Origin of the sequence: Pseudomonas sp. HB05, from assembly GCF_016756915.1 — a bacterium.
In the GTDB taxonomy this organism is placed as follows: Bacteria; Pseudomonadota; Gammaproteobacteria; order Pseudomonadales; family Pseudomonadaceae; genus Aquipseudomonas; species Aquipseudomonas alvandae.
This window is the reverse complement of record NZ_JAESPG010000001.1, coordinates 262,005-285,741: the sequence shown is the minus strand read 5'-3', so window position 1 is coordinate 285,741 and position 23,737 is coordinate 262,005. Positions and strand designations below refer to the sequence as shown.

Below are 23,737 nucleotides of genomic sequence, written 5' to 3'. Positions count from 1 at the left end.
CCATGGGCCTGCATTTGAAAGAAGGCGCAGACGACGATCTGGCCGAGAACCACGAAATCAACGTCACGCCGTTCATCGACGTGATGCTGGTGCTGTTGATCATCTTCATGGTGGCCGCCCCGCTCGCCACCGTGGACATCAAGGTTGATCTCCCCGCGTCCACGGCCAAGCCGTCGCCACGGCCGGAAAAACCGGTGTTCCTGAGCGTCAAGGCTGACCAGCGCCTGTTCCTGGGCGAAGAGGAAATCAAGGTCGAGAGCCTCGGCCCGACCCTGGACGCCAAGACCCAGGGCAAGAAAGACACGACGATCTTCTTCCAGGCCGACAAAGGCGTGGATTACGGCGACCTGATGAGCGTGATGGACGCCCTGCGCGGCGCCGGTTACCTGAAGGTCGGCCTGGTCGGACTCGAGACGGCGCCGAAAAAATGATCACGACGCGCCAAAAGCTGACGCGTTACAGCGGTAGCCTGGCCGTGGTGCTGGGCGTGCACGCGCTCGCCATCGCACTGACGCTGAACTGGACGACACGTGCGCCCATCGAATTGCCGCCCCAGGCAATGATGGTCGAACTGGCCCCGGTTCCAGCGCCGCCACCGCCTGCCCCGCCAAAAGTCGTCACACCGCCGCAACCGCCCGAGCCGATGGAAGAGCTGCCGCTGCCGAAACTGGCCGAAGCACCGAAGGCGGAAATCGCCGTGCCCAAGCCGGTCAAGCCCAAGCCGAAGCCTCAACCGCCCAAGCCCAAGCCGGTGGAGAAAAAGCCGGAACCGCCGAAGGAAACGCCGTCGGAGCAGAAGCCCGCCGACACTCAGCCCACCCAGGCGCCGACCGAGAAGTCCGCGCAGCCGGCCCCAGGCCCTTCGCCCGCGCAAATGGCAGCCAAGGCGAGCTGGCAAGGCACGCTGCTGGCGCACCTGGGCAAATACAAGAAGTACCCGGCCAGCGCCCAGGCACGCGGCAAGGAAGGCATGAACCGCTTGCGGTTCGTGGTGGATGCCGAAGGCAACGTGTTGTCCTTCGAACTGGTGGGCAAGTCAGGCAACGCCGATCTGGACCGGGCCACCCTGGAAATGATCCGCCGCGCCCAACCGCTGCCCAAGCCACCGGCCGACCTGCTGACCAACGGCACGGTCGAACTGACGGCGCCGTTCCTGTATTCCATCGACAAGCGTCGGCGCTGACCTCAAATTGCAAGCCCCTGTTAGGGGCTTCTTATTTGTGGCGAGGGGATTTAGCGAAACGTCGCACCGCCCCGCTGGGGCGCGTAGCGGCCCTAAAAAAGCTGACATGCCCCCCGGCTTTCCCGTAGCCAATCCTGTTTTGGGGCCGCTTCGCAGCCCAACGGGGATAAATCCCCTCACCACATCAGACATTCGCCAGTGTCGCACCGCGCCTCCAGTCTGATAACGTGCGTCTATCGATTGCAGCCGGTATGCTTGGCTCGCAACTTCACGGACGTTTCGCCATGACCCTCACAGAATTACGCTACATCGTGACCCTCGCCCAAGAGCAGCATTTCGGCCACGCGGCCGAGCGTTGCCATGTCAGCCAGCCGACGCTGTCGGTGGGTGTGAAAAAGCTTGAAGACGAACTCGGTGTGCTGATTTTCGAGCGCAGCAAAAGCGCCGTGCGCCTGACCCCGGTGGGCGAAGGCATCGTCGCCCAGGCGCAAAAGGTCCTGGAACAGGCCCAGGGCATTCGCGAACTGGCCCAGGCCGGCAAGAACCAGCTGACCGCCCCGCTGAAAGTCGGCGCGATCTACACCGTCGGGCCGTATCTGTTCCCGCACCTGATTCCACAACTGCACCGGGTTGCCCCGCAGATGCCGTTGTATATCGAAGAAAACTTCACCCACGTGCTGCGTGACAAGCTGCGCAACGGCGAACTGGACGCGATCATCATCGCCCTGCCGTTCAACGAAGCCGACGTCCTGACCCTGCCCCTCTACGACGAGCCGTTCTACGTCTTGATGCCGGCCCAGCACCCCTGGACCCAGAAAAAAACCATCGACGCGGCCCTGCTCAACGACAAGAGCCTGTTGTTGCTCGGCGAAGGCCACTGCTTCCGCGACCAGGTACTCGAAGCCTGTCCGACGCTGACCAAGGGCAGCGAAGGCGCCAAGCACACCACGGTGGAATCCAGCTCCCTGGAAACCATTCGCCACATGGTCGCATCCGGCCTGGGCATTTCGATCCTGCCGTTGTCGGCGGTGGACAGCCATCATTACTCCCCCGGCGTGATCGAAGTCCGCCCGCTGACGGCCCCCGTGCCGTTCCGCACCGTTGCCATCGCCTGGCGCGCCAGCTTCCCGCGACCCAAGGCCATCGAGATCCTCGCCGACTCGATCCGCTTGTGCTCCGTGGCCAAGCCGCCTGCCGCCAAGTAAGCCGTAGCCATGACTGAGCTGTCGAAAGTGCCGGTGACGACACTCAAGGGTGTCGGTGAAGCCATGGCCGAGAAACTGGCCAAGGTCGGCCTGGAAAACCTCCAGGACGTGCTGTTTCACCTGCCGTTGCGCTATCAGGATCGCACCCGCGTGGTGCCCATCGGTCATTTGCGGCCCGGGCAGGATGCGGTGGTGGAAGGCACCGTCAGCGGCGCCGACGTGGTCATGGGCCGGCGTCGCAGCCTGGTGGTGCGCCTGCAGGACGGCACCGGCGGGTTGAGCCTGCGTTTCTATCACTTCAGCAATGCACAAAAGGAAGGCCTCAAGCGTGGCACCCGCGTGCGCTGCTACGGCGAGGCGCGGCCCGGTGCCTCGGGGCTGGAGATCTATCATCCGGAATACCGCGCCATCACCGGCGACGAGCCGCCGCCCGTCGCGGAAACCCTGACGCCGGTCTACCCGCTCACCGAAGGCCTGACCCAACAGCGCCTGCGCCAACTCTGCCAGCAAACCCTGACAATGCTCGGCCCCACCAGCCTGCCGGACTGGCTGCCCAAGGAATTGGCCCGGGATTATCAGCTTGCGCCGCTGGCCGACGCGATTCGCTACCTGCATCACCCGCCTGCCGACGCGGATGTGGAAGAGCTCGCCCTCGGACACCACTGGGCCCAGCATCGCCTCGCCTTCGAAGAGCTGCTGACTCATCAACTGTCCCAGCAACGCCTGCGCGAAAGCCTGCGCTCGCTGCGCGCCCCCGCCATGCCCAAGGCGACTAAGCTGCCGGCTCGCTACCTGGCCAATCTCGGTTTTACCCCCACCGGCGCGCAGCAGCGGGTCGGCAACGAAATCGCCTACGACCTGAGCCAGCCCGAGCCAATGCTGCGGCTGATCCAGGGCGACGTGGGCGCGGGCAAGACCGTGGTCGCTGCCCTCGCCGCCCTGCAAGCGCTGGAAGCCGGGTATCAGGTGGCGTTGATGGCGCCCACCGAGATCCTCGCCGAGCAACACTTCATCACCTTCCAGCGCTGGCTCGACCCCCTGGGCATCGAAGTCGCCTGGCTGGCCGGCAAGCTCAAGGGCAAGAACCGCGCCGCCGCCCTCGCGCAGATCGCCGAGGGCGCGCCGATGGTGGTCGGCACCCACGCCTTGTTCCAGGACGAAGTGCAGTTCAAGAACCTGGCCCTGGTGATCATCGACGAACAGCACCGCTTCGGCGTCCAACAGCGCCTGGCCCTGCGGCAGAAAGGCGTCGGCGGGCGGATGTGCCCGCACCAGCTGATCATGACCGCGACACCGATCCCGCGGACCCTGGCGATGAGTGCCTACGCCGACCTCGACACCTCGATCCTCGACGAACTGCCGCCCGGTCGAACGCCGGTCAACACGGTGCTGGTCACCGATACCCGACGAGTGGAAGTGATCGAGCGCGTGCGCAGCGCCTGCACCGAAGGACGGCAAGCCTATTGGGTCTGCACGCTGATCGAAGAATCGGAAGAACTGACCTGCCAGGCGGCCGAAACCACCTATGAAGACCTCACCGCCGCCCTCGGCGAATTGAAGGTCGGGTTGATCCACGGTCGCATGAAGCCCGCCGAAAAAGCCGCGGTGATGGCCGAGTTCAAGGCCGGCGCCCTGCAACTGCTGGTCGCCACCACCGTGATCGAGGTCGGCGTCGACGTACCCAACGCCAGCCTGATGATCATCGAGAACCCCGAGCGCCTGGGTCTGGCGCAGCTGCACCAGTTGCGTGGCCGCGTCGGTCGGGGCAGCGCCGCCAGCCATTGCGTGCTGCTCTATCATCCGCCATTGTCGCAGATCGGGCGCCAGCGCCTGGGGATCATGCGCGAAACCAACGACGGTTTCGTCATCGCCGAAAAAGACCTCGAACTGCGCGGCCCGGGCGAAATGCTCGGCACGCGCCAGACGGGTCTGCTTCAATTCAAGGTGGCCGACCTGATGCGCGACGCCGACCTGCTCCCGGCAGTACGCGACGCTGCCCAGGCGCTGCTGGAGCGCTGGCCCGACCATGTCAGCCCGCTGCTGGACCGCTGGCTGCGCCATGGGCAGCAATACGGCCAAGTGTGAGCACGCGCTCAGTTTTCTGGACGCGCCTTCTAGACAAGCTGGTTATACTGACCCACTTGTAGGAAAACGGATACAGACCATGACTGAAGCTGCCCTCGTCCCCGAAACCCCGCACGCTCCGTCTGTGATTCGGCAGTTGCTCGAGAAATTGGGCATCGCCTTTGACGAAGTCATCGAACGACCGGGCCTCAACCCCGCTCGCAAAGTGCAGGCCGTGTTGCTGCACGATGCCGTTGGCGCGCTCATGGTGCTGTTTCCGCAAAGCCAATTGCTGGACCTCAACCGCCTCGCCGAACTGACTGGCCGAAAGCTCACGGCGGTGCCGACCGAGCGCCTGGAGCGCATGCTCGGCAAACACAGCCTGAGCCTGTTGCCAGGCCTGCCCGCGCTGACCAGTTCGCCGTGCCTGTACGAAGAAGGCCTGCTGCGCGAACCCAAGCTGCTGATCAACTCGGGCGAGCCGGGGTTGCTGCTGGAGGTCTCCAGCGAAGCCTTCAAGACCATGCTCACCAAGGCCAGCGCCGCGACGTTCGGCGAACCTGTGAGCAACATCACCCCGAACCTGGACCGCCCGGACGACGACCGCAAGGAAATCACCCAAGCGGTACAGGCATTCACCGCCCGGCGCATCCAGCAACGGCTGGAAGAGACCATCGAGATCCCGCCGCTGGCTGAAACCGCGCAGAAAATCATCAAGCTGCGGGTCGACCCCGACGCCACCATCGACGACATCACCGGCGTGGTCGAAACCGACCCGGCTCTGGCCGCGCAAGTGGTGAGCTGGGCCGCATCACCGTACTACGCGTCGCCGGGCAAGATTCGCTCGGTGGAAGACGCCATCGTCCGCGTGCTGGGCTTCGACCTAGTGATCAACCTGGCGCTGGGCCTGGCCCTGGGCAAGACCTTGAGCCTGCCCAAGGATCACCCGCAACACACCACGCCGTACTGGCAGCAATCGATCTACACCGCCGCCGTCATCGAAGGCCTGACCCGCGCCATGCCCCGCGCCCAGCGCCCGGAAGGCGGCCTGACTTACCTGTCGGGCCTGTTGCACAACTTCGGCTACCTGCTGCTGGCCCACGTCTTCCCGCCGCATTTTTCATTGATCTGCCGGCACCTGGAGGTCAACCCGCACCTGTGCCACAGCTACGTGGAGCAACATCTGCTGGGCATCAGCCGCGAGCAGATCGGCGCCTGGCTGATGCGCTACTGGGACATGCCCGACGAACTGGCCACCGCCCTGCGCTTCCAGCACGACCCCCACTACGACGGCGAATACGCCGCCTACCCGAACCTGGTGTGCCTGGCCGTGCGCCTGCTGCGCTCGCGCAGCATCGGCTCCGGTCCGGACGAAGAGATCCCGGATGCACTGCTCGATCGCGTAGGGCTGACTCGGGAAAAGGCCGATGATGTGGTGAGCAAGGTGCTTGAGGCTGAAGTGCTGCTGCGGGAGCTGGCTTCGCAGTTCAGCCACTAATGAATGCGGCAGATGGGCTGTTGTGGCGAGGGGATTTATCCCCGCTGGGCTGCGAAGCAGCCCTAAAACCTAGCCCCCCGGTTAAGCAGGCTCACCGCACTTAGCTTTTTGGGGCCTGCTGCGCAGTCCAGCGGGGATAAATCCCCTCGCCACAGAAGCCTCTCTCAGAACAGTGACTCACTGGGCTCAAGCCTTCTTCGCCTTCCTCGGCTTCAAATACTTCATCAACCCCTGAAACCAGATCACCAGCGCCGGGTTGCCCTTGATCTGGATCGACTTGTCCTGGATCCCGGTCATGAACGCCAGTTGCTTGTTCTTCGCCTGCATCGTGGCGAAGCCATAGCCTGCATCCTTGAACGCGATGGCGAAGGCAGGCGTCGGATAAACACCCGACTGGCTGGTGATGCGCTGGTTCTTCACGGTGAAGTGCCGGGCAACCTTGCCGTCCAGGGTTTGCAGCTGGAACACCAGCTCCTTGTCGCCCAACTGCTGCTGGAACGCTGGATTGGTGCGGCTGGCCTTGCCCATCAACCACCCCAGCATCCACAACAGGAAACGAAATTTCATCGGCACAGCCTCGTGAGAAAAATGAACGGCTGGCGCAGTTTAGCGATTCTTCAGAAGAACGCCATCATCCAATCCAGTTTGGGGAAGATCGGCCATCTTTTGCGCATGATGACCGCCAAGTCACGTTTAGAAGCTTCATTCGCTGGACTTCAGGTCCATCGGACATTTCCTTCAAAACGGCGAGCTGTTCATGAACTAGGCAGCGCAACCGAGCGCGGCTAACCTCTGTTCGTCATCGAAAAAACGGTGACACGGACGTGCAAGTCCGATCCAGGTGCATTCGCTTATGGCTATTCGTCGGGCATTTTTCTATGCTCGCCGATCGTTATGGCGGCTGCGCGTGGGAGACCTTCGGGTCTGCCGGGTTCCTGGACCGGTCTTGCACACCTACGTACAGCTGCCACCCATTTTTCGACGTGCAATCGGAGGGTGCCGGCTCCACTTCCAGGAAATTTCGTTATGTTCAAAGCAACTCCGAACCCACCGCAAAAAGAACACAAATCCCGCGCCGAAAAACTCGAAGAAAAACGCCTCGAAGACGCCACCAACCGCGCCCTCGACTACTACCTCAAGCCCCACCCCGCCTCACCGCCGGAACCCGACAAAGACCAACTCTTCATCGTCTCTCCCCACATCGACACCGAAACCCTGCTCGCCAACGCCTCCGAAGACCTGCTCTCCATCAGCACCATCGCCGCCGACCTGGCCGACGACATCGACGAATCACGCCGCTGCATCGCCCTGGCGATCAGCCGCATGGCCGATGGGGTGCAGTTGTTGGTCGAGCGGGCGTTGGATCATCTGGAGACGAAGGGGGCGGCGTCCGCAGCCAAGGGATAGGACGGACATAGAGGCAAGCTGAACCGACGCATTCGCGAGCAAGCTCGCTCCCACAAGGGATCGGGGTTGTCGCAGATATTTCGGTCACCACAAAACAACTGTGGGAGCGAGCCTGCTCGCGAAAGCGGTCGATCAGTCGCTATCGATGCAAGCTGAACGGCCGCCTTCGCGAGCAAGCCCGCTCCCACAGAGGAAACACGGTCTCACCCAAAGCCAGGTCGGCTTTAAGGCCGCCTCGGCTTGGCTTTTGATTTTGGGGCCCCGTTAACCACGATGGCCGAACGCAGGTATTGCGCAGTGGGCAACCCGGCATGGATGCCGGGTTAGCCGCGCTGGGTCATGGATGACCCTTCGCGGCGGCCCACGGAGCAATGCCTGCGTTCGGGCACACCGAGCCTAGGCGAGGTGCCGAGTGGTGGGGCAAGACCTTTTGGTTACTTTTGGGGCGTTTGCCAAAAGTGACACGCCGTAAGGGCGTAACCGCCAGCCGCCATCACCGCAGCAACGGATATGCACCCGATCAAACATTCGGGCAAGGAACCGGCGCCCAGTCACCCAGGTCCGGGTTCTTGCACATGCTGTTCACCTGCGTAGTACCGGCACTCGCAACCTGCTTGCTCTGATCCTGCTTGGCCTTGGCATCCTGCAAAGTCTTCTCGGTAGCGACCGCTTCTTTCGGCACCACTGGAAGTTCTTTCTTCTTCGCCGGCGTCACTTTCTTCTTGGTCTTGGTGCTGGTCTGCGCCGCCACAACCTGCGTGGTGTCAGCAGTGGCCACGGTCACCACGTCAGTGCGCTGCACGCCCACTTGTTGCAGGTCTTTCTCGTAAGCCTGGGTGTAGTTGTTCAGGTCTTCGGACGCCTTGCCGTTCACCGCGACGATCAGGTCGTTGGACTCTTTCAGGCCGGCAACGATTTCCGCCAGGCGCTTGCGGCCTTCGGTGTCGTTGACCGTCTTGGCCTTGCGGTCGGCAACCAGTTTGCTGAACGCGTTCTGGTAGCACTGTTGCGAAGCCTTGGCGTACGCGGTGCTGCGGTCGATGTCCGAAGCGCTCTTGCTGACGTCGGCAGCGTAGGAAGCGATGCGCATGTTGTCATCGGCGATCTGCTTCTGGCGCTCGGTGTAGTAACCGGCTGCACCACCGGCCAGGGCGCCGCCCGCGGCACCGATGGCGGCGTTGCGACCACGGTCTTCCTTGTCGGCGGTCAGGGCGCCCAGCAGCGCACCACCGACGGCACCGACGGCTGCGCCAGTGACGACCGACTTGGTCATGTTGCCTTCGGTGGAGCGCAGGTGCTGCACCGGCTCGTAGCAATTCGGGTAGTACTCGACCTTGGTGCTCGAAGCGACCTTGGAGGTCGGCGACGAAGCGCAGCCGGTCAGTACGGTGCTGAAGCCAACAGCGACCAGCAGCAAATGACGCTTGGAAACCGAAGCAAAAGGTTTACGGGAGAAAAGCATAGTTGTGTTCTCGTTTAAGTTTTGACCAGCTCAGCGCAGCCCTATCGCCGCCTGAGTCCCTTCCAAGCTCGCTGACAACGAACACTCAAGACCGCTGAGCATTCGATGCGAGCAATTCCTTCAATATCGCCGCCGGGTCGGCTCGTTTCTGCTGACGATAATCCCCGACATGACGAACGAATAACGTTGCACGCGCCACCAGGCTCTTGCCCAGTACCGGTTTGCGCTCAAGCTCTTCCTTGATGCGCTGGAACTGCGCCTGGATCACGGCATCGGTGTAGCGCGTGCCGGTTGCCAGGTTGTCGATGTAGATCGCCACCGCGCCGTCCAGCGCACTGCGGCCGTTGTCGATGGCCGTGGCGAACAGCGTGGCGCTGGCCTCGTCCTTGGCATCCAAGGCCGCCTGCCGACTGTTCTGCAGATTGGTCAGGCGGATGTTGTAGTTGTTGATGGTCTCGGCCACCAGCGCCGAAGACTGGATCAGGTTGCCCGCCGCTTCTTCGCGCTGCTGGGCGATGAGCGAGACGTTGCGCTTGAGCTCTTCGTTGACCAGGCCCAACTCGGCTTGCAGGCGCGGATCGGTGCTCGCGGAGATGATGCTGTCCAGGCGCTTGGTCGGGTCGTCGGCGTCGTCGATGGCATCGGTCAAGGATGCAAGCCGGCCCTCCTTCTGCCACTGGGCGAACAATTCCTTGTAGCGCGAACGCGGCGCCGACAACGCGCCGACGGCCACCCGAAAACCGGTGGTTTCGTTGCTTTGCTCAGTGCCGTCGGCAGCAAATAACGGGTACTCGCGGCGCATGCCGGTGAACAGCGTGCCCTCGCCTTCCAGGTAATTACCGCCCTTGACCACGAAGCCGCCATAGGCGCCCTGGCGGCGACCGGCGTGCACCAACTGGAACGATTCCTGGACCATCTCGGCGGCGTTGCCGACCACATCGAACAGGCCGATGGGGTTCGGCAATTTGGTGCCGATAGGCATCAGCCGCGCAGCCTGGCCGGTGCCGCCGGCGACCTGGTTGAACACCGCCCAATCGGCCAGCGGCCCGTCGCTTTCACTGCCTTCCAGGCGTCGTGGAAACAGCCGGCCTTCCAACTCTTGACGGCTGACGGCTTGCCCACCCCGGGCGGCGAACTCCCACTCCACTTCGGTGGGCAGGCGCACGAAGCCCAGGCCGCCGTCTTCGGCGGAAGTGCCGCGACCGCTCACCGGCAGCAGGTCCTTGTGATATTTCATCAGCCAGGCGCTGTACACCGCCGAGAAGCGCTCGGCCTCGAACTTCGACAGCTTCACCTTGGGTAAGCGCCCGGCCATGCCCTGGGGCAACTCGGCCAACAGCGCCTCGCAGGCCGGCGCCGCTTCGCCACTGGCCAGCGACTGCGCCTGCGCCATGACCTGGGCGTACTGGCGAGCGGTGACTTCGTACTTGCCGATGAAGTACAGCATCGGCTTAAGCGGCGTCTTGGCGTCGGTCTTGGGCATCAACGGCGTGATGGTCTTGTTCCAGTCCTTGGGCAGGTCCTTGAGGGTGAACTGGCCGTTGATGAAGTCGCGCCGGTAGCCGGAAATGAACGACTGTTGATAGCCCGCCTCGCCTTCGCTGAACGGGTAGCCGAGGCTGATCTCGCGATCGTCCAGGGTGCCTTGGGCGAGGATATAGACGTAGCGGAACACCATCTGCCCTTCACACGGCAGCGGCAGGCTGACGTCGTCGGGCAACGGCTTGGGATTGTCCAGCTTGTCCGTGCCCTCATCCGCCCAGACCAGACTGGCCAGGCTCAGCGCCACGGCGGCACCCAATAACTTATACATCGCGAATTCCTTCACACGCCTGGATGCGCGCCACCCGCCAACCACCGCAAGCCGCCGCGACGGCGCTGACGCCGAGCACGGCCACCAGGGCCAAGGTGTAATGACGCACCAGCAGATGGCTGGCGTACTCGCCGGGCATCTGCGCAAATAAAAGATTCAGGCCCGACTGCGCCAGGCCATACAGGCCAGCGCTCAGCAGGGCCGCAAACGTGGCGCTGTAGAGCGCCTGCAACACCACGAACAACAACAGTGCCGCGGTGGAAACCCCCAACAGGCGCAGCACCGACAGCTCGCGGCGCTTGCGTTCGACCGCCGCCAGGGCACCGGCAAAGATCGCCGCGAAGGCGCCGGCCAACGCCAACCCGGCGATGATCCAGAACACGATCGACAGGTTGCGGCTCAACGATTGCACTTGTGCGATGGTCTGGGCCTGGGTCGACACCAACAGGTTCTGCCCGGCGAAGAACTGGCGCAGCGGCTCGACATCGCCGAGGTTGCGTGCGTACAGGCGAAACGCCGGATAGACCCGCTGCCCGGCCTCGCCCACCGCATCGCCCGGCCACCCGAAGGCGGGCACGGCGCGACCGTCACGGTAATCTTCCGCGGCTTCGAGCAAGGCCAACGGTGCGAACAAACCGTCCCTCGCAAAGGCTTCCAGCGGCAGCACGTTCAACACCTGAACCCGCGTGCGCTGCGCCTCGCTGCGCCCGGCCACCTGCCGACCGAAACTGGCCTGCAACCAATCGCCAGCCTTGGCGCCGAGTTTTTCAGCGGCGGTCTGGCTGAGCACCACTTGATCCAAGCCTTGTGGCACCGGCAGGTGATCGAACAAAGGGTCGCCAGCGGCAGTGGGAATCATCTCGACCGTGACGGCAGCAGCCTCGCTGCTCAGGTCCGCCGTGGCCGCGATCTGTCGCGTGCGCGGTAAGGCAAACGCCACATCACTGCGCTGCGCCAACTGTTCAACGAATCCGGCACTGAAGCGGCCGCCGCCCAAGGGAATGATTTCCCGGGTGGCCGGGTCGTTTTGCAGGCGTTCGGTCAGGCTGCTGACCAGGCCGAACTTCAGGCCGAACAGCACCAGCAACGGCGCCACCACAGCCACCAACGCCAGCACCGAACACGCCGACAGCCAGGCGTCGTTGCGGTAATCCTGCCAGGCCAGGGAAGCCACCAGCGCGCCGCGCATCAGCAAGCCTCCCCGAGCGTGGCCGTAACGCCACCGTCGACATCGCGACGGCAGCTGATGCGACGCACCTGCAAGCCGCTGGCCCGGGCCAACGCTTCGTCATGGGTGGCAACCACGCAGCAGACGCCGTGCTCGCGGGCCTGGGTGACCAGCAATTGCATGACGCGTTCGGCGTTCAGCGGGTCGAGGGCGGCGGTCGGCTCATCGGCCAGCAGCAGGCGCGGGCCATGGGCCAACGCCCGGGCGCAACTGACCCGCTGGCGCTGGCCGACGGAAAGGTCCGCCGGTTTCTTGTCCAGTTGATCGGCAATGTCCAATTGTCCGGCCAGGCGCTTCACGCTGCCGTCATCCTTCAAGCCCAGCAATTTGCGCGACAACTCGATGTTCCCGCGTACGTCCAGGAAGCCCAGCAGGCCACCGGTTTGCAGAACATAGCCCAGGTGACGGCTGCGCAGCTCGGCCAAGGTGCCTTGTTGCGACGCACGCCACAGTTTGGCGATGTCCAGCGGCGCATTGGCGGGCGTGAAGTCGAACTGCCCGGCCTGATCCGGCGCCAGCACCAGCGCCAGCAAGTCCAGCAAGGTGCTCTTGCCGCAGCCGCTCGGGCCGACCACCGCCAGTTGTTCTCCGGCGCGCAGTTGCAGCCGGGGTATCACCAGGCTGTAGCGTTGGCCGCCGGCGCCCCGGCTTTTGTGCACCGCGCTCAGGTTCAGCATCACGGCAGCGTCGACAACGGAACGCGGTACAACGCATCGCCCGGCTCGGCATCGCCGAAGCGCACCCAATTGGCGAGGTCGTTGTGGAAGGTTTCGTAGAGGCGGATCTTCGATTCCAGCTCGTCGATGAAATCCTCCTGCTCGGCGACGCTCAACGACAGCCACAAGTCCTGGGTCATGTTCAGCGATTTGCTGCGGTACGGCAGCCCTTCCAGGTACTCGCCGAGAATCCCGCCCGTGGCGAGGTTGCCACCCTTGCGCAGGGCCGACGGGTCGCGGCTCATGTAGGCGCTGGCGCTGGCGATTTCCTGGAAGAAGTCCTTGGGCGAACTCTGGGTCTTGCGCGCCGCGTCGACGATCAGTTTCAGCGATTGCTGAAGGTCGTTGAGTTGCAGCTTGGTCAGCATCACGCAGACCTGGAATGCCGGCAGCGCCGGGTTGGTCAGGTCACGGTCGGCGGTCCAGGCGCTGACCAGTTGCGGCGCCTGGCTGGCGGATTTGCGCCCCAGGAAATCCATGTGCATCGCGTAGCCGACCGCTGCCGATTTGTCAGTCAGGCTTGGCGCGGCGCTGAGCAACGGCACGCTCTGCGGCTTATTGCTGCGCACTTGATGGACGAGGTCGGCGAACACCGAGCCGATCTCGTCGACGCGCTCGCCGAACTTGCGCACGTCGGCGCCCGGCACCGGGATGTAGAGGTCGCCGATCTGCGGGTTGGCGTCGGCGGTCAGCGTGCGGTATTGGCTCTGGGCACCGGCGTGGGTTTTCTTGCCGGCGTCGCTGAGCAGGTGTAGCGCGTAGATCTTGATCTGCTTGCCCAGCGCCGCCTGGCGCACTTCGGCCTCGTTCATTTGCGTGGCGGCGAACGGGTCGTTCTTGCGCAGCGCACCGGCATCGGTGACCAGCAGGATCAGGCGCCCGCCGTAGCCGGACCAGTCCATGCCTTCCACCGCTTCCATGACGCCGGCAAACGCATCTTCATTGAACGAGTGGCTCGATACGGTGGAGGCCTTGACCTGTCGCGCCATCTCCAGGAAGCGTTGCGGGTCGCGGCCCTGTTCCAGGGTGATCAAGGTCTTGGCGGTGTATTCCAGGCCCGGGGTTTTCTTGATGCTGCTGCGAAACCCGACCATGCCGAAACTGACGCTGTCGAGTTCGCCGCGTTCGGCGATGCGGGTCTGCAATTGATGCACGACGTCGCGGACCTGGTCGATGTAGGGCTGCATGGACACGGTGGTGTCCACCACCAACACCACGGCGGTACGGAACGCGTCGGCATTGGCGGTGGTGATCGGCGTATTGGACGCCGCCTTCGGGGCATTGCCAGGGTCGATGGAGGCCACGTTCAACAACTGCACCGGCTGGCCGTTGTCGTCGAAGCTCTCGCGGGAATCGAAGATCGGCAAGAGGTAGAACTGGTTCTGCGGCACGGCGCTGGCGGCCGGTTCCAGGGCCAGCACTTGCTGGTCGTCCTGGGGACTCTGCTGGGCCTTGAGCAACACGTTCTTGGCCGCCGACGGATTGGCCAGCAGCTTCTCCACCTCGCCGGGCTGGCGCAGGAACATCACCGGCGCACGGCCGGAACGTTCGGTGAACTTGAGCACCAGGCTCTGTTTCCAGTCGCTGACTTGGGCGGCGGGCAACCAGCCGTCGCTGCGTCCGTCGGTGGCCGCGCCGACGCGCACCCATCCGCTGCCATCCACGTCTTTGCGCTGGTAGACATACAACACGGAAAACGCCGGCAATGCCTTGCCCGGCGCGGCACCCGGTGCGTCGGCGAGTTTCGCCCCCGGTTTGCTGAGCACGCGCTGGAACAGGGTTTTCTTGCCGGCCATCAGCAGCGGACGTTGGCCGCCGTCGGCCTCGGTCGCCACGGGCGGCTGGGCTGGAGGGGCGACGGGAGGCTTGACCGCAGGTACCTCGGGGGCTTTCGGTGGGGCGACCTCCGGAGGCTTGACCGATGTTGTCTTGGCCACCGGCGTCTTCACTTCCTTGCCGTCGTCGCCGGCCAACCACCAATAACCCGCGCCGCCCAACGCCAGCGCCACGGCGACCGCAACGGCAGCCAGAGCGAATACCGGCCCCTTGCGTTGCTCCGAGACCGTGGATTGTGGTGTTGGCTTGATCGGCGGCGGCACGGGCTTGGGTTGTGGCTGCGAGTAAGCCGGACCGCTGGGAATGTCGATGGACATGGGCGTCAAGCCCGCCAAGTCATCCACCGGAGGCGGCACGGCAGGCAGTTCAAACGACAACGGCCGGATCAGCGTCGCTTCCGACGATTCCTGGGGCAAATTGTCCAACGCCCGCAGCAACGCCGCCGCATCCGGGAAACGCTCCGCCGGATCCTTCGCCAGCAGCTTGCGCAACACGTCCTGGTAACGGCCGTGATGCACCGGCAGTTCCGGCAAGGGTTCGGTCAGGTGCGCCAGCGCCGTCGACAGCGCGTCATTGCCGGTGTACGGCAGCTTGCCGACGAGGATTTCGTAGAGCACTACGCCCAGGGCGTAGAGATCGGCGCGGCCATCGATGTCCTGGCCTCGGGCCTGTTCCGGGCTCATGTAGCTCGGTGTGCCGACGGCAAAACCGGCCTGGGTGAACTGGGTACGATCGTCCAGGGACTTGGCGATGCCGAAGTCCGAGAGCACCGCCGTGCCGTCGGCACGAAACAGAATGTTGGCCGGCTTCACGTCGCGGTGGACCAGGCCCAAGCCGTGAGCGTAACCCAGGGCCGAGGCGATCTGGCGGATGTAGGTCAGGCCCTGCTCCGGCGTCAGGCCCGCGGCGATGCGTTCCTTGAGCGTGCCGTTGGGCAGGTATTCCATCGCCATGTAATACAACTCACCGACGTTGCCGATGTCATGGATGGTGACGGTGTGCGGGTGCGACAGGCGCGCCAGGGTCTTGCCTTCGCGCAGGAAACGTTCGCAAAACGTCGGGTCGGCGGCCAGGGCGGCGGCCATGACTTTCAGCGCCACCTTGCGTTCCAGCGAGCGCTGGGTCGCCAGGTACACGCTGGCCATCGCGCCTTCGCCGATCTCGCCGTCGATGTCGTATCCGGGGATGACAATGTTCAGGGTCAAGCTCATGACGGCACCTTCACGACGACCACGGTGATGTTGTCCGGCGCGCCGCGCATCAGGCCCAGGGACACCAGGCTGCTGGCGATCTCGCCGGGCTCGTCGTGGCTCAAGACTTCACGGATTTCCTCGTCCTCGACGGTCTTGGTCAGGCCGTCGCTGCACAACAGGTAGCTGTCGCCGGGCACCAGCAACAGCTCAGTCATCGCCAGGTTCAGTTGCGCCTCGACGCCGATGGCGCGGGTGACGATGTTGGCGCGCGGATGCACGCGGGCCTCGGCTTCACTGAGCAGGCCGCTGTCTTGCAAATCCTGGACGTAGCTGTGGTCCCGGGAAATGCTTTCGAGCACGCCGTCGCGCAGGCGATACAAGCGGCTGTCGCCGGCCCACAGGCACATGCCGCGCAGGTCGCGGGCGGCCAGCACCACCACGGTGCTGCCCATCATGGTCACGCCACGGTTGGCGGTTTCTTCGCGCACGGCGGCGTTCACCCGCAGCAGGTCGCTTTGCAGCGCCGCGATGTATTCATCCAGGGAACGGCCTACCGCGATGCTGCGCAGGCTATCGACGATCAGGCTGCTGACGTAGTCGCCCGCCGCGTGCCCGCCCATGCCGTCGGCCACCACCCACAGGCCGTTTTCCGGCAGGTCCAGGCAGGCGTCTTCGTTGACCTGGCGGACCATGCCGACGTGGCTCTTGCTGGCAGACTTGATTGCTTTTCCGGCACTTGGACGCATCTACACAACACCTTCTTGGCCGAGCAAAAATTGCGCAAAATCAGCCGCCGCCGGCAATCCCTGGCAGCGCATCAAACCGGGCGCGATGCGCTCCGAACCCTGGCCCCACCACAGGCTCGCGCCTTCGCAGGCCGACTCGGCCAGGGCGCTCATGCGTCGCTGCGGGTCGGTGGCATCGAAGCGATGCAGGCTGGCGAAACGGCTGCTTGGGGTGCGTGGCAGGTACATCGGGCTGCCCAGGTTTTCCAGCTGTTCGTTGAATGCCTCGAAACTGGCCTCGACGCTCAATGTGCTCAGCAAAAGGTTCTCGACCCGCTCGAACCAGTCGTCCGCGCCACCGACCACCGAGGCCGGGTCCGCATCCGGGTCCAGCAATACCGCGACGGTCAGCGGAAAATAGCGCCCGACCCGGTCGATGCTCGGCATCACCACGCCAACGGCAGCGTCCGGCCCGCACACGCCGGGCGCGACCATGAAGCGCCACAGCGGGCTGACCAGATAGGCGTCCAGCCAACGCTCGCCGAGGCTGGTCTGGCTGGCGAGCAAACCCGCCGCCAGCCAGGAGTCCCACGGCCCGATAAAGCTCTGGGGCAAGCCGCGACTGACGAAGTCCCCGCGACTGGCCAACTTTCCATAGAAGCCCGGCGTACTCATAGACGCTCCGGCAGGCTGAAACCGCTGAGCACGCGGCTCTTGAACGGGTTGAACGCACTGTTGGCGCGCAACTCGTAAGAGGCGCTGGCGCCATCGACCCGCAGCCGCAGGTTGAAGCGGTCCGGCGAATTGCCGGCGGTCAGGTCCGATTGCTCCAGCAGGCGGAACCAGGCCCACGGCCCGTCCAGGGTGATGCCGGAACGACCGCTGGACGACGGTGGCATGATCGAGATCCGCACTACGCCAATGCTGCCCGGGTTCGGCCACTGCATGGCGGTCGGGCGGCTCGGGCCGTGGTCGTAGCTCAACTGCTGGCCGTCGAGGTCGAGGAGGAATTGAGTGATGGTCGAATCCATCGCCACCGGCTTGAGCTCGAAGCGCACCATCGGCTGCGTGCCGCCGGAACGGAAGAACGCATCGCGGATGGTCGCCGCACGCTGGAAGGTTTGCAGCACACCCGGGGAAATCCCGAGCTTCTGCGCCGCGCCCGGCTGCCAGCGCCAAGTCTGTGTCGAGGTGTCCACGTACGGTTGCAGGTACTTGCGGAAGTAGTTGTCCATCACCCCGCCGACGCCGAAGAACTGGCCGAAGTCATCCAGGGTCGCGTCCCGCGCACTGCCCGGCGACATCGGATAACGCCCGGCCAGGGACTGGCGATAGATGTTCACCACTTCGCTGGTCCAGGCGGCGTTCAGTTGATTGCGCACCCCGCCCATCATGGTGTTGGTGGTGGAGTTGACCACCGACTTGACCAGGCCCTGCACCAGCGGCGGCTGGCGTTCGGCATTGAGACTGACGCGGGTCGCGGCGGCCGACGCCTGGTTCTTGGCCTCGCCGAGCAAGGCATCGCCGCTGGCACCGACCATGGCGCTGACTTGCACGTACAGCGCGTTCATGTCGGACAGCAGGCCGTCGATGGCCGCAGGTTCGCCTTCGTTCTTGTTGACGATGCTGTTGAGCTCGGCGAAATGCGCGGTGATCGGGTCATCGCTCGCCGCCGGCGCGTTTGACGTCGCCTGTTCCTGGCCGAGCAGGCTGCCCAGGCGCTCCTTGAGCTTGTCCACGCCACCTTCCACCGGCGCGCCTTGTGCGGCCAGCAAGCGTTCATCCTGTTGCAGGTCGGTTTCCTTCGCCACCGCCACCAGCAGCTTTTTCAACGGCGAGGTCGGGCCGGAAATCACCCGTAGCACGTCGGCGGCCTGGGCCACGCTAGTGATCGGCACAAAGTCGATGTCGGCCAGCAAGGCGTCCCATTGGCGCATGTAGTCCTGGAAGTACAGGCGCCGCACGTCGGCGGCCAGGCTGGCGACGTTCTGCTGGTCGGCCTCTTCGTGGCCCAGCACCCATTGCTCTTCGGCCAGGGTGCCGGTCTGGCTCAGGCTGCTGAGCAAGAAACCCTGGCGGTAGCCCTTGACGGTGAAGAACCCGCTCAACGGTTCGCCCAATGGCTTGCCACTCTTGCGGCTGAACACCAACGCGGCGTCACGCCCGGCGGCTTCGTTGATGCGAAAGTCCGGGATCCCTTCGGGCAGCTTCTGGCGTTTGATGCGGTCGTAGACGCGCTGGGCCACCGGCAGTTGTTGCAGCTGGCGGCGCAGGTCTTCGATCAGGCGTGGGTCCAGGCGCGCAGTCGGCGGACGCCGCTCGAACAGCGCCTGCAAATGCCCGGTCAGGGCCAGGCGCTGCTCGGCCGGCAAATCCCGTGGCAGGCTGCGGTCCCAATCCAGGGCGATCCAGGCCTTGATGAAGTCGGCGTCGTAATGCTCGTTATCAGCGAGCATCAGGTAAGCCTTCAAGCCTTCGTAGAGGAAGTCCGAATTGCCGCCGCTGTGCAGTTGCTCTTCGATGCGCGTCAGCAGGCGTGGCGCGAACACCGCAATCAACAGCTTGCGATAGACGCTGCCGGACTCCGCTTCGAGCATGTCGCCCTGATACAGGCCCAGGCCTTCAGCCCAGTCGGGCGCGTCGCCGGCCAAATGCTTGACGGCATTAAGCAGCGGCAACACCGCAAGGACGTCGCGCTGGGCCGGGCTGAGGTTCTGCACGGTCTGGCCCAGCGGCGCGACTTTCTGATCGACCTGGGCGATGTAGGCCTGGTTGGCGCGGTAGCTGACCCACCACAACGTGCTGACCACCAACACCAGCACGACGGTGGACGCGAGCACGCCACGGGCGATCCATTTGCGTCGACGCTCGACCTTCGGATCGACACCCACCAGTCCGCGCTCGGCGAACGCCACGGCGCTGAAGAGTTTTTCGATGAAGTAGCTGCGCCCGGTGCCGGTCTGGCGCGCCAGGTGCTGGCGGTCCAGGTTCATGCTCTGGGCCATGGAGCCGATCAGGCGATCGATCGGGCTGCCTTCCTGGGTGCCGCTGGTGAAATACACACCGCGCAGCAACACCCGCTCTTCAAAGGCGTTGGGTTTGAACACGCCGTCGAGGAAGCTTTGCAGGCAGTCCTTCAACGCGCCGAACTGCTGCGGGAAGCCGTAGATCAAATCGCGCCGCGCCGGGTCGCGCTCTTGTTGCAGGCGTTCGACCAAGCGGTCATTGAGACGCTGCTCCAGCAAGGTGAATTCGCTTTGCAGGTGCGCCAACGGGCTGTCGTTGCTCTTGCCGTCGTCCAGGGCGAAGGTCATGCCCCAGACCTGGGCGCGCTCTTCCTTGCTCAGGCTGTCGAAGTACTCCATGAAGCCCGGCACCAAGTCGAGCTTGGTCAGCATCAGGTAGACCGGGAAACGCACGCCTAGCTGGGTGTACAACTCCTGGATCCGCAGGCGAATCGCTGCGGCGTGGGCGGCGCGTTCGGCGTCGCTGCCCAACAGCAGGTCCGAAAGGCTGATGGCGATGAACGCGCCATCGATCGGCCGACGCGCCCGTTGCTTCTTCAACAGGCCAAGGAAACCCAGCCACGCCGCCTTGTCGACGGTCGCGTCGCTGTCCTGGGTGGTGTAGCGGCCAGCGGTGTCGAGCAGCACCGCCTGGTCGGTGAACCACCAGTCGCAGTTGCGCGTGCCGCCGACACCGCGCACGGCACCGGCACCGAGTTGCGCGGCCAACGGGAAATGCAGGCCGGAGTTGACCAGCGCAGTGGTCTTGCCCGAGCCCGGCGGGCCGATGATCACGTACCACGGCAGTTCGTAGAGGTTGCGACGCTCGTCGCCGCCGAGCTTGGCTTTCTTGAGCAAGGCCAAGGCTTCGTCCATGCGCTGGCGCAGGGTCTCGAGTTCTTCGGCGGTGGCGATGCTGGTCGGGTCGGGCGGGGTCTGCGCGGCCAGGCTGCGCATCACTTCCGCGGCCTGGCGGCGGGCCTGGATAATGCGGAACACCCGGTAGGCGATCCACACCGCGAACACCAGGATGATCAACGTCCAGCGCCGCCCTTCTGGCACCAGCCAATCGAGCAGCGGGCCAACGAACCAGATGATCAGGCTCAGGGCAATCAGCCCCAGCAATGGAATGACCCAGCGGATCATGAAACTGAAAAACGCCTTCACTCGACCCCCTCCGCCAACACTGTGATTTCAACCCGACGATTGCGCGCACGTCCCTCGGTCGTGGCGTTGGACGCCAACGGTTCGGTGTCGCTGCGGCCCTCGGCGCTGAAGCGCTCGGGTTGGCCGGTCTTGGCCGAAAGAATGTCCAGCACCGACCGCGCCCGTGCCTCGGACAAGGCCCAATTGGACGGGAACCTCAACGTGGCAATCGGACGATTGTCGCTGTGGCCGGTCACCAGCACCTGGCCCTTGACCTTGCGCACGGCATCGGCGATGCGCAGCATCAGCGGTTGGAAATCATCCTTGATGCTCGCGCTGCCGGAGGCGAACAGTTCATCGCCACGGATGGTCACCACCGAGCGATCGACGGCGTCTTCCACGGCGACCTTGCCGGAGCGGATTTCATCGGCAAGGAAACCGGCCAGGCGTGGGCGCTCGATCACTTTCGGCTGCACCACCGGACGGTCAATGGTCTGCACCGGGATTTCACCGAGGAAATGGATGTTCTTGAACACCGGCTCGGCATCGGCGGCCAGTTTCATGCGCAGGCCGAACAGCAGCGCCAGCAGCAAAGCCACACCGATGGCCACGGCAATCCACGGCGGCATGAATTGCGCCAGTCGATCGCGGGCCACGGTGACGCCGCGCCAGTGCGGCGACAGCTCGCGTTCATAGTCGCCACGGGCGCTGCGGATCACCGCGCTGGTGCGCTCGCGCAATGCTTCGAGTTGGCTGCGACCGTCGTTCATCACCCGATAGCGGCCTTCAAAACCGAGGCACATGCACAGGTACAGCAGCTCCAGCAGATACAGGCGCTCGCGTGGGCTTTGCAGGCAATGCTCCAGCAGCTGGAACACCTTCTCGCCGCCCCAGGCCTCGTTGTGCACGGTGATCAACAGGCTTTGCTTGCCCCAGTCGCTGGTGCCGCCCCAGGGCGTGCTCAATACCGCCTCATCGAGCGCGGTGCACAAGGCGTAGCGGGCCAGCAATACATCGTTGCGCACCACACCGGCGGCCTCGGCGCGCTCTTCGAACTGGCGCAGGTACGCCAACAGTTGCGCGCGCAAACTGGCCGGCGCCGGGTGGGCGATGGTGTTGCGCAGGCGCGTCAGCAGGGCCAGCAGCGGGCCGGCGGCGCTTTCCAGCGGGTTGAGGCCTTGGGCCTTGCCGGTCAGGACTGGCGCGGCCGGCATCGACAACGGCGCCGGTGCGGGTGCCGGCTGCTGGCGTGCCGGGTCCGGACGGAACGGATCCGCGCCACGGCCACCGGGCGTCGGCATGAACTGGGTACGATCGTCGTTGCTCATCGCGGTTTATCCTCGGATCGCCCAGAACGCCAGGTTCAACCCTGGGAACTGGCCGGCGATATGGAACGCAAAGCCACCGGAGTTGCTGAGTTGCTGCCAGTGGTCGCTGCCCCGGTCCAATTCGTAATAGGTGGAACCGGCGTGGTACGGCAGCTGCCGTGGCGCCACCGGCAACGGCAGCAGGCCGATGCCCGGCAGTTGCAGGTTGACCAGGTCGCGGATGTGCTCCACCGAACCGACCTTGCTCTGCTGGCCGAAGCGGCCGCGCAGGGTTTCGGCGGGCACATCGGCGCGCACCACGAGAATGAAGCTGGCGCTGTCGAGCAGGGTCTTGTCGGCCAGCATCGCCACGTGGATGCCGTAGGCTTTCTCGACAATCGGGATCGGCGTGGCCTTGCTGTCGATCAGCATCGACAAGGCTTCGCGCAGGGCCTGCATCACCGGCGCGTAGCTGAGCGCCAGGTCATCGTGCTGGTAAGGCGGATATTGCTGCGGTCGTCGGCCGGAGGCGGTGAAGGTGGAGAACTCGCCAGCCAGGCTGACCAGTTCGCTGTAGAAACGCTCGGGGTGCAGCGGGCTCAACTGGCTCAGGTGCTGGATCAGCGGCTGGGCGCGGTTGACCAGTTGCAGCAGCATGAAATCGGCGATCTCCGAGGCGCCACCGGCACCGGACGCCACCACCCGCCCGGCCAGGGCTTCGCCACGTTGATGCAGCAGGCCCAGCAGTTCACTGCGGAACGCCGCCAATGGCTTGGAGGCGATGACATCCAGCAGCGGCGGGATGTAGACATCGTCGAGCACCAACGCACGGTCGGCACGTTTTTCCTTGATGCGCACCACGCCGATGGCGGCGTAGTCGCCGATGCCATCCTGCTCGGTCAACAACCGCAGGGCCCGCGAGCCGAGGGCCACCGGCGCGCGGTTTTCGAACGGCGCGTTGTCGTCGCGCACTTCGCACACCTGGCTTACATAACGTGCAGCGCCGAGGTCCTCGCCTTCGTCCACGGTGTCGCGGGCACCGGCGCGCTTGAGCGGCAAGGCCAGGTAGACCAGGCCATCGCGCAGGTTGTCATCGACGTTCAGCGGCGTTGGCGCCAGGTCATCCTGGGGAATGTTGAACGGCGTGCCGTCCGGCAACAGGCCCCGCGCCGAAATGATCGCCAGCTTGCCCTGGGCCAGCAGGCCCTGGTCGATCAGCAATTCGGAAAAACCCCAGGCGCCGGCCGACAAGGGGCGGCTGCGTGCGTCGATGAGGTTTTCCAGGTAACGGTCATGCTGTTGGAAGTGCTGCGTTCCAATGAACATGCCTTCCGACCAGACCACGCGATTGTTCCAGGACATGGGGGCTCCGATTGCTTATTGGGCAGGGCTGGATGGGGTAACGACGACGGCGCTGCGCACGGCGCGCACATCGAGGCTGATCTGGTATTCGGTGTATTCGCGCGGCGGGACATTCATCACCGTGCGCCACAGCGACTGGTCCAGCTCGCGATAGCCCACCAGGATTCCGATGTGCCGCGTTGAAGGGTCGAGGTCGCGTTGCAGGCTCAATTGCTGGCCGGGCTGGATCAGCACTTCGTCCTGGTCGATCAGGTCGGCGCCGAGGGTGGCCTGGGCTCGCTCGGCCAAGGCGAAATAATCCGAACGGCCAAAGGTCGCGGCATTTTTCAGTTCGAAAATGCGCACCCGGACCGGGGCCGGCTGTCCGGTGGCGCCGGGGTTGAGGCCGGCAATGGCATGGAAATGCAACTCGATGGCGGCGGTGTCGGCCTCAGCTTCTTCGGGCTGGGGTGGGGCCGCATCCTTGGCACACGCCGTCAGCAGAAGCGCTGCGGCGACTGCGAGTAAAAACCTGGGAATCATCCTGCGTCCTCAATGACGTTTGAGCTATCCGTTGTTGACTTGATCAGTATTGTTATAAGACGGCG

At 64.5% G+C, this 23,737-nt stretch carries 19 protein-coding genes; 7 read left to right on the top strand and 12 right to left on the bottom strand.

Going from position 1 to position 23,737, the window contains the following annotated elements; translation table 11 throughout:
• Positions 1-2 precede the first annotated feature (2 nt).
• The 5 genes from exbD to JMN22_RS01250 all read left to right on the top strand — a co-directional run bounded on the left by exbD (position 3) and on the right by JMN22_RS01250 (position 5,950).
• Positions 3-431, top strand: a complete 429-nt coding sequence (gene exbD, locus JMN22_RS01270) for a TonB system transport protein ExbD (protein WP_030142181.1) — start codon at positions 3-5, stop codon at positions 429-431.
• Positions 428-1,183, top strand: a complete 756-nt coding sequence (locus JMN22_RS01265) for an energy transducer TonB family protein (RefSeq protein WP_198796208.1) — start codon at positions 428-430, stop codon at positions 1,181-1,183. Before exbD ends, JMN22_RS01265 begins: the two co-directional genes overlap by 4 nt.
• Before the next feature lie 284 nt (positions 1,184-1,467).
• Complete coding sequence (locus JMN22_RS01260) at positions 1,468-2,388, top strand: hydrogen peroxide-inducible genes activator (protein WP_030142183.1); 921 nt, start codon at positions 1,468-1,470, stop codon at positions 2,386-2,388.
• Positions 2,389-2,397: 9 nt separating this feature from the next.
• Positions 2,398-4,473, top strand: coding sequence for an ATP-dependent DNA helicase RecG (gene recG, locus JMN22_RS01255; RefSeq protein WP_198796207.1), 2,076 nt, complete (start codon positions 2,398-2,400; stop codon positions 4,471-4,473).
• Positions 4,474-4,552: 79 nt separating this feature from the next.
• On the top strand, positions 4,553-5,950 hold the full coding sequence (locus JMN22_RS01250) for an aminoacyl-tRNA deacylase and HDOD domain-containing protein (RefSeq protein WP_198796206.1): 1,398 nt from the start codon (positions 4,553-4,555) through the stop codon (positions 5,948-5,950).
• A 186-nt stretch (positions 5,951-6,136) separates the two neighbouring features.
• On the opposite strand, the gene JMN22_RS01245 is transcribed toward JMN22_RS01250, so the two are convergent.
• Positions 6,137-6,517, bottom strand: a complete 381-nt coding sequence (locus JMN22_RS01245) for a hypothetical protein (protein ID WP_030142186.1) — start codon at positions 6,515-6,517, stop codon at positions 6,137-6,139.
• A 21-nt stretch (positions 6,518-6,538) separates the two neighbouring features.
• Here JMN22_RS01245 and JMN22_RS01240 point away from each other — a divergent pair, with 21 nt between their 5' ends.
• The gene (locus JMN22_RS01240) at positions 6,539-6,739 is read left to right on the top strand and encodes a hypothetical protein (protein ID WP_198796205.1); all 201 of its coding nucleotides are present in this window, start codon (positions 6,539-6,541) and stop codon (positions 6,737-6,739) included.
• A 237-nt stretch (positions 6,740-6,976) separates the two neighbouring features.
• Positions 6,977-7,357, top strand: a complete 381-nt coding sequence (locus tag JMN22_RS01235; protein WP_198796204.1) for a DUF6124 family protein — start codon at positions 6,977-6,979, stop codon at positions 7,355-7,357.
• Positions 7,358-7,877: 520 nt separating this feature from the next.
• Here JMN22_RS01235 and tagQ read toward each other — a convergent pair.
• The 11 genes from tagQ to tssJ form a co-directional block, all read right to left on the bottom strand.
• Complete coding sequence (gene tagQ / locus JMN22_RS01230; RefSeq protein ID WP_030138253.1) at positions 7,878-8,819, bottom strand: type VI secretion system-associated lipoprotein TagQ; 942 nt, start codon at positions 8,817-8,819, stop codon at positions 7,878-7,880.
• An 85-nt stretch (positions 8,820-8,904) separates the two neighbouring features.
• Positions 8,905-10,632 (bottom strand): formylglycine-generating enzyme family protein, encoded by a 1,728-nt coding sequence (locus JMN22_RS01225; protein ID WP_030138252.1) that lies wholly within the window; start codon positions 10,630-10,632, stop codon positions 8,905-8,907.
• Positions 10,625-11,821 carry an ABC transporter permease gene (locus JMN22_RS01220; protein ID WP_030138251.1) on the bottom strand — a complete coding sequence of 399 codons (1,197 nt, stop codon included), beginning with the start codon at positions 11,819-11,821 and terminating at the stop codon, positions 10,625-10,627. The genes JMN22_RS01225 and JMN22_RS01220 overlap by 8 nt, the downstream gene beginning before the upstream one ends.
• Positions 11,821-12,537 (bottom strand): ABC transporter ATP-binding protein, encoded by a 717-nt coding sequence (locus JMN22_RS01215; RefSeq protein WP_198796203.1) that lies wholly within the window; start codon positions 12,535-12,537, stop codon positions 11,821-11,823. The genes JMN22_RS01220 and JMN22_RS01215 overlap by 1 nt, the downstream gene beginning before the upstream one ends.
• Complete coding sequence (locus JMN22_RS01210) at positions 12,537-15,623, bottom strand: serine/threonine-protein kinase (protein WP_272929118.1); 3,087 nt, start codon at positions 15,621-15,623, stop codon at positions 12,537-12,539. The genes JMN22_RS01215 and JMN22_RS01210 overlap by 1 nt, the downstream gene beginning before the upstream one ends.
• A complete protein-coding gene (locus tag JMN22_RS01205; protein WP_030138248.1) occupies positions 15,620-16,351 on the bottom strand; it encodes a PP2C family protein-serine/threonine phosphatase in 732 nt (243 codons plus the stop codon). The genes JMN22_RS01210 and JMN22_RS01205 overlap by 4 nt, the downstream gene beginning before the upstream one ends.
• Positions 16,352-17,005 carry a type VI secretion system-associated protein TagF gene (tagF, locus tag JMN22_RS01200; RefSeq protein WP_198796202.1) on the bottom strand — a complete coding sequence of 218 codons (654 nt, stop codon included), beginning with the start codon at positions 17,003-17,005 and terminating at the stop codon, positions 16,352-16,354.
• Positions 17,002-20,502 carry a type VI secretion system membrane subunit TssM gene (tssM, locus tag JMN22_RS01195; RefSeq protein ID WP_198796201.1) on the bottom strand — a complete coding sequence of 1,167 codons (3,501 nt, stop codon included), beginning with the start codon at positions 20,500-20,502 and terminating at the stop codon, positions 17,002-17,004. The genes tagF and tssM overlap by 4 nt, the downstream gene beginning before the upstream one ends.
• Positions 20,499-21,809, bottom strand: coding sequence for a DotU family type VI secretion system protein (locus JMN22_RS01190; protein ID WP_030138245.1), 1,311 nt, complete (start codon positions 21,807-21,809; stop codon positions 20,499-20,501). The genes tssM and JMN22_RS01190 overlap by 4 nt, the downstream gene beginning before the upstream one ends.
• 6 nt (positions 21,810-21,815) lie before the next feature.
• The gene (tssK, locus tag JMN22_RS01185) at positions 21,816-23,150 is read right to left on the bottom strand and encodes a type VI secretion system baseplate subunit TssK (protein WP_030138244.1); all 1,335 of its coding nucleotides are present in this window, start codon (positions 23,148-23,150) and stop codon (positions 21,816-21,818) included.
• 15 nt (positions 23,151-23,165) lie between these two features.
• A complete protein-coding gene (gene tssJ, locus JMN22_RS01180) occupies positions 23,166-23,672 on the bottom strand; it encodes a type VI secretion system lipoprotein TssJ (protein WP_030138243.1) in 507 nt (168 codons plus the stop codon).
• Between the last annotated feature and the right edge of the window lie 65 nt (positions 23,673-23,737).

Excerpts from the sequence above, each read along its gene's own strand:
- exbD (WP_030142181.1), top strand. The coding sequence starts at position 3 with ATGGGCCTGCATTTGAAAGAAGGCGCAGACGACGATCTGGCCGAGAAC.
- JMN22_RS01265 (WP_198796208.1), top strand. The coding sequence starts at position 428 with ATGATCACGACGCGCCAAAAGCTGACGCGTTACAGCGGTAGCCTGGCC.
- JMN22_RS01260 (WP_030142183.1), top strand. The coding sequence starts at position 1,468 with ATGACCCTCACAGAATTACGCTACATCGTGACCCTCGCCCAAGAGCAG.
- recG (WP_198796207.1), top strand. The coding sequence starts at position 2,398 with ATGACTGAGCTGTCGAAAGTGCCGGTGACGACACTCAAGGGTGTCGGT.
- JMN22_RS01250 (WP_198796206.1), top strand. The coding sequence starts at position 4,553 with ATGACTGAAGCTGCCCTCGTCCCCGAAACCCCGCACGCTCCGTCTGTG.
- JMN22_RS01245 (WP_030142186.1), bottom strand. The coding sequence starts at position 6,517 with ATGAAATTTCGTTTCCTGTTGTGGATGCTGGGGTGGTTGATGGGCAAG.
- JMN22_RS01240 (WP_198796205.1), top strand. The coding sequence starts at position 6,539 with ATGAACGGCTGGCGCAGTTTAGCGATTCTTCAGAAGAACGCCATCATC.
- JMN22_RS01235 (WP_198796204.1), top strand. The coding sequence starts at position 6,977 with ATGTTCAAAGCAACTCCGAACCCACCGCAAAAAGAACACAAATCCCGC.
- tagQ (WP_030138253.1), bottom strand. The coding sequence starts at position 8,819 with ATGCTTTTCTCCCGTAAACCTTTTGCTTCGGTTTCCAAGCGTCATTTG.
- JMN22_RS01225 (WP_030138252.1), bottom strand. The coding sequence starts at position 10,632 with ATGTATAAGTTATTGGGTGCCGCCGTGGCGCTGAGCCTGGCCAGTCTG.
- JMN22_RS01220 (WP_030138251.1), bottom strand. The coding sequence starts at position 11,821 with ATGCGCGGCGCGCTGGTGGCTTCCCTGGCCTGGCAGGATTACCGCAAC.
- JMN22_RS01215 (WP_198796203.1), bottom strand. The coding sequence starts at position 12,537 with ATGCTGAACCTGAGCGCGGTGCACAAAAGCCGGGGCGCCGGCGGCCAA.
- JMN22_RS01210 (WP_272929118.1), bottom strand. The coding sequence starts at position 15,623 with ATGAGCTTGACCCTGAACATTGTCATCCCCGGATACGACATCGACGGC.
- JMN22_RS01205 (WP_030138248.1), bottom strand. The coding sequence starts at position 16,351 with ATGCGTCCAAGTGCCGGAAAAGCAATCAAGTCTGCCAGCAAGAGCCAC.
- tagF (WP_198796202.1), bottom strand. The coding sequence starts at position 17,005 with ATGAGTACGCCGGGCTTCTATGGAAAGTTGGCCAGTCGCGGGGACTTC.
- JMN22_RS01190 (WP_030138245.1), bottom strand. The coding sequence starts at position 21,809 with ATGAGCAACGACGATCGTACCCAGTTCATGCCGACGCCCGGTGGCCGT.
- tssK (WP_030138244.1), bottom strand. The coding sequence starts at position 23,150 with ATGTCCTGGAACAATCGCGTGGTCTGGTCGGAAGGCATGTTCATTGGA.
- tssJ (WP_030138243.1), bottom strand. The coding sequence starts at position 23,672 with ATGATTCCCAGGTTTTTACTCGCAGTCGCCGCAGCGCTTCTGCTGACG.